The organism is Bacteroidales bacterium, from assembly GCA_018334875.1.
Classification (GTDB): domain Bacteria; phylum Bacteroidota; class Bacteroidia; order Bacteroidales; family UBA12077; genus JAGXLC01.
Genome location: JAGXLC010000011.1, coordinates 25,372 through 34,187 on the forward strand (window position 1 = coordinate 25,372; position 8,816 = coordinate 34,187).

Consider the following 8,816-nt stretch of genomic DNA (forward strand, 5'->3'; position numbering starts at 1 on the left):
GAATGCCAGGAGTTTACTTGATGTAATCGACTGGCATGAAAAACGAGCGTAATGCAGCCAGCGGATATTATAGACAGACTCTAATTATAATGTATTTTAAGATTCGACAGTCCCCCAGCCTGATTATTTAATTTTATACTTTTTAGTCAACCTTTCCATGTCCCTTTTCATGTCTTTGCGTTTGATTTCCTCGCGTTTGTCATGTTTTTTCTTTCCACTGGCAAGTGCAATTTCCACTTTGGCCCACCCGCGTTCACTGATGAATAAACGCAGGGCTATGATGGTGTAGCCTTTTTCATTGCTTTTTCTTTGTAACTTCTTCAGCTCGTTTTTTGTGAGGAGTAATTTCCGGTCTCTTTTGGGTTGGTGATTAAAGTGGCCGGAATGTTCATATTCTGCTATATGCATTCCTTTAAGCCATAATTCATTATTTTTGAAATAACAATAGGTATCTACCAAGCTTGCCTTGCCTTGCCTGATGGATTTGATTTCAGTACCTTTTAACTGCAGTCCGGCAATGTATTTTTCCTCAATCTGAAAAAGAAAGTGGGCTTTTTTATTCTTTATTTCAACTTTATTCTGCATGAATTATCTGTCGGATTTCCTCTATATGGAAGATGCAACAAATATGGACTGAAGAATAAAGTTAAGGATAAAGGTGATGGCCAGTATGATCAATGCGGCAATCAAGACAAAACCGACTTTTTTATCTTCAGCTACATCCATTATTTTCGGTAATCCCACCCAGAAAAGATATAAAGAATACAGACCAAACAGGCCTATGAAGGATAAACCCGGATGCAGGCTGGCCACTACCGAAGCAACGAGGGAAGCGGTTGCCGAATACACGATCAGTTTTAAAGTACCTCCAAAATCTTTTTCTACATTAAATCCCGGTTCCAGTTCGCTGACTACTACGGCGGAAATGTAGATTCCTGCTACCATGCTTATAAAATAAGTGATGGCGAGCATGAATCCCTGGTAAACACTTATATCACCCATAGAAGCTTTCCCTATGAAGGTAGTAATGGCTCCCAGGGCTACAATGGGTACCACGTAATTGATGATCATTTCGTTCTGATCATTCGGTTCTGCCGTGATTTTATCCCACTCTGCAGTAGGATTGGCGATAATGCCTTTTATTCTTTCCCAGATTTTCTTAAAATCCATAATATTGTATTTTTGTTTAGACTACAAATGTATCACATTTAAGGCTTTTTTAAAAATTTATTTGATAAAGTAATCTATGAAAGTTATAAACGCTGATATTCTCGTGGTTCTGGGTCCGACGGCAAGCGGCAAAACTTCTTTTGCGGCTCATTTGGCTCATGAATTTGACGGAGAGGTTATTAGTGCCGATTCCCGCCAGGTGTATAAAGAGATGAACCTTGGTACAGGCAAGGATTATAAGGACTACCAGGTAGGAGCGCATCAAATACCCTATCATCTGATAGATATTGCAGAACCCGGTACCCGATACAATGTTTATGAATTTCAGAAAGATTTTCTGGAAGTTTACCAATCTTTGAAAAGCAGGGGAAAGCTTCCCGTGTTATGCGGCGGATCGGGTTTGTATATTGAATCGGTTTTAAAGGGCTACAAGCTGATTCACGTGCCTATTGATCCTGAATTGAGACAATCCCTTTATGGAAAACCGCTGAGTAAACTCAGGGAAATTTTGCTTTCCTATAAACAGAATCTGCATAACACCACCGATCTGACATCTGTCAAAAGGGCGATAAGGGCCATTGAAATAGCCAGATACTATAGTGAGCATTCTGAGATCGACTTTGAGTACCCTAGTATCCAGTCATTTATATTTGGAATTGCATTTGACCGGCCAACTCAACGACGGCGTATTACCGAAAGACTTAAACAAAGACTGGAGAGCGGGATGATTGAAGAGGTAGAGCATTTGATGAAAAGCGGTCTCTCCACTGACGACCTGGAGTATTACGGGCTGGAGTATAAATATATTGTCAGGTACCTTGTAGGGGAGATTTCCTATGAAACGATGTTTGAGCAGTTGAATATTGCTATTCATCAGTTTGCCAAAAGACAGATGACCTGGTTCCGGAAAATGGAACGCAATGGAATGAAGATCCACTGGATTGACGGTCATCTGCCGTTGTATGAGAAGCTTGAAAAAGCGAAGGCATTGGCTGCCCAATACTGAAGATCACCCGAAATGCTAAGGAGTATAGTGTATCTTTCCATTATTCCTTAAGCCATTGGTCGAGCCATTTAAAGAACTCGCGCTGCCAGAGTATTCCGTTCTGGGGTTTGAGCACCCAGTGATTTTCGTTGGGGAAAAACAGGAATTTGCTGGGAATATCCTGTAGCTGTGCAGCATTGAATGCACTCATGCTGTGGGTATAAGGGATCCGGTAATCTTTTTCACCGTGGATCACCATAATTGGTGTATCCCATTCATCTACAAACCGATGAGGCGACTGTTCATATACCTCTTTATTTTCTTCTTCCCAGTAAGGTCCCCCCAGGTCCCAGTTGGGAAACCACATCTCTTCGGTTTGAAGGTAGAAGGATTCCAGGTTGAGCATCCCGTCGTGTGCTATAAATGCATCGAATCTTCCTTCGTGGTGGCCTGCCAGGTAAAAGACCGAATATCCCCCGTAGCTTGCTCCCACGGCACCAAGATTTTCCTCGTCTGCATAGGGTTCTTTTTTTACTGCATCAATGGCGCTCAGATAATCTTCAATATTTTGTCCGGCATAATCTCCGCTGATCTGTTCCAGCCAGTCCATGCCAAACGAAGGCAATCCCCTTCTGTTGGGGGCCACCACAATGTATCCGTTGGCAGCCATCGTCTGGAAGTTCCAGCGGTAAGAGAAAAACTGGCTTACTGAAGATTGAGGTCCGCCCTGGCAATATAGCAGGGTAGGGTATTTCTTATCCCTGTCGAAATTGGGCGGATAGATCACCCAAGTGAGCATTTCTTTGCCGTCAGTGGTTCCAATCCATCTTTTTTCCACTTCTCCCATGGTCAGTTGGTCCATCAGGTTTTCATTGATGAAGCTCACCTGGGTTTCCTTGCCTGTGGCAGGATCGATACTGTAAATCTCCGTGGGCTGTGACATAGATTGTTTGGAGCCTATCAGTATATCTCCTGCCGGCTCCACTGAACGGTAGTTATGCTTTCCTTCAGTAATCTGTCTTATATTACCGTCCTCCAGATTGAGCTCGTAAATCTGAAACCGGGCATGGTAATCGCTGGTGAAATAAAGTTTTTTGCTGTCGTCGCTCCAGGTCAGGCCTTGCGCATTTTGTTCGAATTCTGTGGAATAATTGGTCTCCTCACCTGTATTGAAGTTATAAACAAAAATCCTGTTCTTATCGGACTCATAACCGTCTCTGCGCATGCTTTCCCAGGCTATCAGCTCGCCGTTGGGAGAATAGACCGCCGCCTTGTCATATCCCTCATGCTTTTCTTTGGTTAGATTTTTCGTTTCACCGCTCTCCAGGTCATGAATGTATATTTCGGAGTTGGTGCTTAGGGTATATTCCTTGCCCGTGAGTTTTTTACAGGTATAGGTAATTTTTTTGCTATCCGGGCTCCAGTTTACCTGTTCCATGCCGCCAAAGGGCTCCAGGGGGGCGTGGTATTTTTCTCCTTCCATAATATCCACAGAGTTGGTAACTTCAGATCCATTGTAATCTGCTACAAAAACGTGGCTGTATTTGTAGTTGTGCCATTCATCCCAGTGTCGGTACATCAGATCGGTCTCTATTCGTGCATTGGCCTCGGGCAGGTCGGGATGGATGTCATGCACGGATTGGTCGAGTTTGACCTCCTTGATGTACAATATTTTTTCCTGGTCAGGGGCGTACTCGAATCCGTTGATGCCGCCTTCAATGTCCGATATCCGTTTTTTGCCGCTTCCGTCCGGGTTCATCTCCCATAGCTGATTGGAGCCACTCCGGGATGAGAGGTATCCGATTTTTTCTCCGTCGGGACGCCACCTTGCATTAGATTCCGTCGCCTCTGTGCGGGTAAGGTTTTTCATTTCATTTTCCCCAATCGATGTGACGAAAATTTCTCCGTTACTGCTGTTTTCTTGCACATTGTGGAAGGAGGAGCGGAAAAGTATTTGATCCCCGGCTGGAGAAACCCTCACGCCGCTGATTCTTCCAAATGACCATAAAGCCTCAGGGGTCATAATATCGGAATTCAATTCAACCTGATCAACAGGATTATTTGTCGTTTGGACCGATGGCTCCTTTTTTTCCGTTTGCTCTGCACAGGAAGAAAGAAAGAGCACTATAATAACGATTAAGATAGGAAGGATGCTTTTTTTCATGATGTAGCTTTGATTAATTATATCATTCATTAATATAACAGTTTATTAAAAGTTTGAATTTCAAATTGATTTACATGCCAAATTCATGTATTTTGCTTGTATCACCATGGAACCCGCATGTTACTCATGTTCTTGTTGTGGAGGCCACTGCATGCGGGTTTCATAAGAAATTTTTAACAAATTAACATTCGAGACGCAATGCTTTGCGCATCTACCAGCTTGTTGCAGTTGTCTCGCTGCTTACCCTTATGCAACTGGCTAACTTTTCACCTCTTCTCGTTTTCTTGTCTTCCTGTATTTCCTGCTATCCATTGAAATACGCCATGGCGTATTTCTACACAAATTCGTACAACATCAAACTCTTGTCAAACCCGCCTGTCGGCGGACAGGCAATCAAACTCCTGTCAAACATTATTCATTAGCCAACTCACTACTACATTCCTAGCCCTGTTCTTCCTTCTCCTTCAGTTTCTCCTTGATCTTGTTTTCCAGTTCTTCGGCCAGTTCGGGATTATCTCTGAGCAGTTGCTTGACTGCTTCTCTTCCCTGTCCGAGCTTAGTTTCTCCATAGCTGTACCATGAACCGCTCTTGCGGATCACTTTATGATCGACGCCCATGTCGATGATTTCTCCAACTTTGGAGATGCCTTCGCCATACATGATGTCAAATTCGGCTTTACGGAACGGGGGTGCAAGCTTGTTTTTCACTACCTTCACACGGGTGCGGTTTCCCTTTACCTCTTCTCCTTCTTTGATCTGCCCGATGCGCCGGATATCCACCCTTACCGAAGTGTAGAACTTAAGTGCATTCCCGCCGGTTGTGGTTTCGGGATTGCCGAACATGACCCCGATCTTCTCACGCAACTGGTTGATGAACATGCAACAGGTGTTGGTTTTGCTGATGTTGGCTGCCAGTTTACGGAGTGCCTGTGACATAAGCCTGGCCTGAAGGCCCATTTTGGAGTCGCCCATATCACCTTCCAGTTCTGCTTTGGGAGTCAGAGCAGCTACAGAATCAATCACTACGATGTCAACGGCACCGGATCGAATCAGATGATCCGCAATTTCAAGGGCCTGTTCTCCGTGATCGGGTTGGGAGATAAGCAGGTTTTCCACATCTACACCCAGTTTTTCTGCATAAAATCGGTCAAAGGCATGTTCTGCGTCTAACATGGCAGCTATGCCGCCCTTTTTCTGGGCTTCGGCAATTGCATGAATGGCCAGGGTTGTTTTGCCCGATGCTTCGGGTCCATACACCTCTACAACCCTGCCACGGGGGTAACCGCCTACGCCCAGGGCCATATCAAGGGCTATTGATCCCGATGAAATGGAAGGAACATCGACTACTGCCTTATCCCCCATCTTCATGATCGTACCTTTGCCATACCCTTTCTCGATCTTATCCAGGGTAAGCTCCAGGGCTTTCATCTTTTCCTGGTCAACCTGTGATTTTGTGTTTTTTTTATCTTTCTGTTTGGCTTCCTGCTGGTTTGCCTTTGTCTCTTGTTGTGTCGAATTGTTGTTCTGTTTTGTAGCCATACAAAATTTTTTTTGGTTAGGTAAAGTTAACAAGAATGCATCAAATAAATTGTTATAGGTTAATAATTTTATCAACAAAATACAGTTTATTTTTATTATTTTTGAATGGTTGCTTTTTTCCCGTGGGTAGTGGCCTATCGATTCCTTTACTTCGTCTCGGGAAAAAGAAAAGTTGATTAAAGCACCGAAAAAGTCAGCAAATTTTTTGAAAATACAAATTATACAATTATCTTTAACCCTCTGAATGTAAAATGAAATGCCATAAACATGGGTGAAGGAGACAGACTACACCAACAGCAGAATTCAGGTTCCCAATCTGATGGAAACAAGGAAAAGAACCTTATCCTTTACAACGATGAGGTGAATGATTTCAATTATGTCATTGAATCATTGATAGAGATATGCAATCATGATAATGTGCAGGCTGAGCAATGTACTTACCTGACGCATTATAATGGAAAATGCGAGGTTAAGAAGGGGCCTTATCAGGAACTTAAGGTGATGAAAGATGGATTGACAGACCGGGGTCTGCAGGCTGAGATTTATTAATTTTTTATCTGATGTCATTTATTGCCATTTTGTTGTTGATTCTTTTGGGAATTTTTCTTTTCCTTGTAGAATTTTTATTGGTTCCCGGTGTTACTGTGGCAGGTATCGCCGGCTTTATTTTGATTGTAGGCGGGGTTTATATGGGTTATGAGAGCCTGGGAACGCCCGAGGGACATTATATTCTGGCTGGCGCGGTATTTCTTTCGGTGGTGGTTATAGCCTATTCCCTTCGGGCGAAAACCTGGAAACGGCTGATGCTGGATTCCACCATCAGCGGGAAGGTTTCCAGGTATGAAGAGGAGAAAGTGAAGGTGGGGGATGAGGGTGTGACTGTTACCCGGCTTAATCCCATGGGAAAGGTTCTGATCAACGGAGAATATTTGGAAGCCAAATCTACCGGCCCTTATATTGAACAAAAGAAAAAGATAAGAGTTATAAGCATTAAGCACTTTAGTGTAGTGGTAAAATCAATAGAAGAATAAACATATAATTCATTAATTATGGAAGGAATCGGAATGTACATTGTAATTATTGTTGGGGCCATCATCGGTCTTTGGATCATCCTGTATTTTGTTCCAATAGGACTTTGGTTTTCGGCCCTTGTATCCGGAGTTAGAATATCGTTGCTTCAGCTCGTTTTGATGCGGTGGAGGAAAGTACCTCCTGCCGTGGTTGTCAATTCGATGATAGAAGGTAATAAGGCCGGTTTGACACTTTACCGGAACGACCTGGAGGCACACTACCTGGCGGGTGGTCATGTGCCGGATGTAACCCATGCGCTTGTTTCGGCAGAGAAGGCCAACATCGACCTGGATTTTAAGATGGCCACGGCCATTGATCTGGCCGGCAGGGATGTTTTCGAGGCGGTACAGATGTCGGTTAACCCCAAGGTTATCAACACACCTCCCGTGACTGCAGTTGCAAAAGACGGAATTCAATTGATTGCCAAGGCCCGGGTTACTGTACGGGCCAATATCAAACAGCTTGTTGGTGGTGCAGGCGAGGAAACCATCCTGGCCCGTGTTGGCGAGGGGATCGTATCTTCTATCGGTTCGGCCAGCTCCCATAAAGCTGTATTGGAAAACCCGGACTCCATTTCGCGTGTGGTTCTTGAGAAAGGACTGGATTCTGGAACCGCTTTCGAGATCCTTTCTATTGATATTGCGGATATGGATATTGGCAAGAACGTGGGTGCCGGCTTGCAGATCGATCAGGCCAATGCCGACAAGAACATTGCCCAGGCCAAGGCAGAGGAACGAAGAGCCATGGCTGTTGCCGAAGAACAGGAGATGAAGGCGAAAGCCCAGGAAGCCAGGGCTGCTGTGATACAGGCAGAGAAGGAAATACCCCAGGCCATTTCCGAAGCACTGCGAAACGGCAATATAGGCGTTATGGATTATTACCGGATGAAAAACATCCAGTCCGATACTGAGATGCGGGATGCCATCTCCAGGCCTGAGGAGGATGATTACAAGGATCCGGGTGATGTCGGAGAAGAAGAGGATTAACTGTAAAAACAAAGATGAACTTGCGTGAGGTTATCCTGTTGGTTTAATACCGGTAATGGGCTTGCATAAGAAGAATTTTGGAATTTCTTTGTGATTTGACTCCAATTTACTATTTTTGCCCAACATTTTTCCGGAGAGATGGGAGAGCGGCTTAATCCACCGGTTTGCTAAACCGGCGTGCCCTGAATAGGGTACCGGGGGTTCAAATCCCCCTCTCTCCGCGGGTTTGGGTAAGCCTTCCTCCGGGAAGGCTTTTTTTATGGTTTTAGGGTGATGTTTGTGTTTAAATTCTGAATATGCTGTTCAATGAAAAAATTAGCTTTTTGAAAGGTGCGTTTATTTGTTGATATTACGTTGTTTTAGGCAGTAATGGGTAGTATAAAGTAATGCCATTTTTTTACAGTACGGTTTGGAAAATAGAAAAACAATTTATTTATTTGCAAAACTCTTTTAAAGGGCATAATTGTTTTATTGCAGTCTGATTTACTGAGCAAAGGAAACGCAAATTAAACGAAGCCTGTTGAGAGAAAAGCGTTTTACGGGGTGCAGCCCCGCCGTTGGCGGGGCACTGACTTGGGAAGTCGGGAGAGTCGCAGGTACGAATCGGGAAGTGGCATTACTAAAGGACTTTGAAATAGCATATAAGATATATCGGGGTGTAGCCCCGCCGTTTGCGGGGCACTGATTTGGAAGTCGGGAGAGTCAAAAGCTCGAATCTGCTGGTGCCATTAGCAAAGAACTATGAAATAAACTAAAAAAGAAGATTTCTCTGGGTGTAGTCCCGCCTATTTGCGGGGCATCCCTTTGAGAGGTTAAAAGAAATTCGGGGTGTAGCCCCGCCGTTGGCGGGGCACTGACTTGGGAAGTCGGGAGAGTCGCAGGTACGAATCGGGAAGTGGCA

8 protein-coding genes and 1 tRNA gene are annotated in these 8,816 nt (G+C 44.2%); 5 read left to right on the forward strand and 4 right to left on the reverse strand.

Annotated elements, in window-relative coordinates:
- Positions 1-123: 123 nt before the first annotated feature.
- Positions 124-585, reverse strand: a complete 462-nt coding sequence (gene smpB, locus KGY70_02005; protein ID MBS3773939.1) for an SsrA-binding protein SmpB — start codon at positions 583-585, stop codon at positions 124-126.
- A 21-nt stretch (positions 586-606) separates the two neighbouring features.
- Positions 607-1,170 (reverse strand): YIP1 family protein, encoded by a 564-nt coding sequence (locus KGY70_02010; GenBank protein MBS3773940.1) that lies wholly within the window; start codon positions 1,168-1,170, stop codon positions 607-609.
- Between the two features lie 76 nt (positions 1,171-1,246).
- Here KGY70_02010 and miaA point away from each other — a divergent pair, with 76 nt between their 5' ends.
- Entirely contained in the window at positions 1,247-2,176 is a 930-nt protein-coding gene (gene miaA / locus KGY70_02015) for a tRNA (adenosine(37)-N6)-dimethylallyltransferase MiaA (protein ID MBS3773941.1), read from the forward strand.
- 40 nt (positions 2,177-2,216) lie between these two features.
- On the opposite strand, the gene KGY70_02020 is transcribed toward miaA, so the two are convergent.
- Positions 2,217-4,319: a S9 family peptidase gene (locus tag KGY70_02020; protein MBS3773942.1), complete on the reverse strand. Its 2,103-nt coding sequence runs from the start codon at positions 4,317-4,319 to the stop codon at positions 2,217-2,219.
- Positions 4,320-4,760: 441 nt separating this feature from the next.
- Positions 4,761-5,858 carry a recombinase RecA gene (gene recA, locus KGY70_02025; protein ID MBS3773943.1) on the reverse strand — a complete coding sequence of 366 codons (1,098 nt, stop codon included), beginning with the start codon at positions 5,856-5,858 and terminating at the stop codon, positions 4,761-4,763.
- Between the two features lie 267 nt (positions 5,859-6,125).
- On the opposite strand from recA, the gene KGY70_02030 reads away from it, so the two are divergent.
- From KGY70_02030 to KGY70_02045, 4 genes are all read left to right on the forward strand, one after another.
- Entirely contained in the window at positions 6,126-6,407 is a 282-nt protein-coding gene (locus tag KGY70_02030) for an ATP-dependent Clp protease adaptor ClpS (protein ID MBS3773944.1), read from the forward strand.
- An 11-nt stretch (positions 6,408-6,418) separates the two neighbouring features.
- A complete protein-coding gene (locus tag KGY70_02035; GenBank protein MBS3773945.1) occupies positions 6,419-6,889 on the forward strand; it encodes a hypothetical protein in 471 nt (156 codons plus the stop codon).
- Between the two features lie 18 nt (positions 6,890-6,907).
- Complete coding sequence (floA, locus tag KGY70_02040) at positions 6,908-7,915, forward strand: flotillin-like protein FloA (GenBank protein MBS3773946.1); 1,008 nt, start codon at positions 6,908-6,910, stop codon at positions 7,913-7,915.
- A gap of 132 nt (positions 7,916-8,047) precedes the next feature.
- A tRNA-Ser gene (locus KGY70_02045) sits at positions 8,048-8,136 on the forward strand.
- The last annotated feature ends 680 nt before the right edge of the window (positions 8,137-8,816 follow it).

What these genes read in the sequence shown, in the direction of transcription:
- KGY70_02030 (MBS3773944.1), top strand. Translation starts at nt 6,126, where the DNA reads ATGGGTGAAGGAGACAGACTACACCAACAGCAGAATTCAGGTTCCCAA.
- KGY70_02020 (MBS3773942.1), bottom strand. Translation starts at nt 4,319, where the DNA reads ATGAAAAAAAGCATCCTTCCTATCTTAATCGTTATTATAGTGCTCTTT.
- recA (MBS3773943.1), bottom strand. Translation starts at nt 5,858, where the DNA reads ATGGCTACAAAACAGAACAACAATTCGACACAACAAGAGACAAAGGCA.
- KGY70_02010 (MBS3773940.1), bottom strand. Translation starts at nt 1,170, where the DNA reads ATGGATTTTAAGAAAATCTGGGAAAGAATAAAAGGCATTATCGCCAAT.
- smpB (MBS3773939.1), bottom strand. Translation starts at nt 585, where the DNA reads ATGCAGAATAAAGTTGAAATAAAGAATAAAAAAGCCCACTTTCTTTTT.
- miaA (MBS3773941.1), top strand. Translation starts at nt 1,247, where the DNA reads ATGAAAGTTATAAACGCTGATATTCTCGTGGTTCTGGGTCCGACGGCA.
- floA (MBS3773946.1), top strand. Translation starts at nt 6,908, where the DNA reads ATGGAAGGAATCGGAATGTACATTGTAATTATTGTTGGGGCCATCATC.
- KGY70_02035 (MBS3773945.1), top strand. Translation starts at nt 6,419, where the DNA reads ATGTCATTTATTGCCATTTTGTTGTTGATTCTTTTGGGAATTTTTCTT.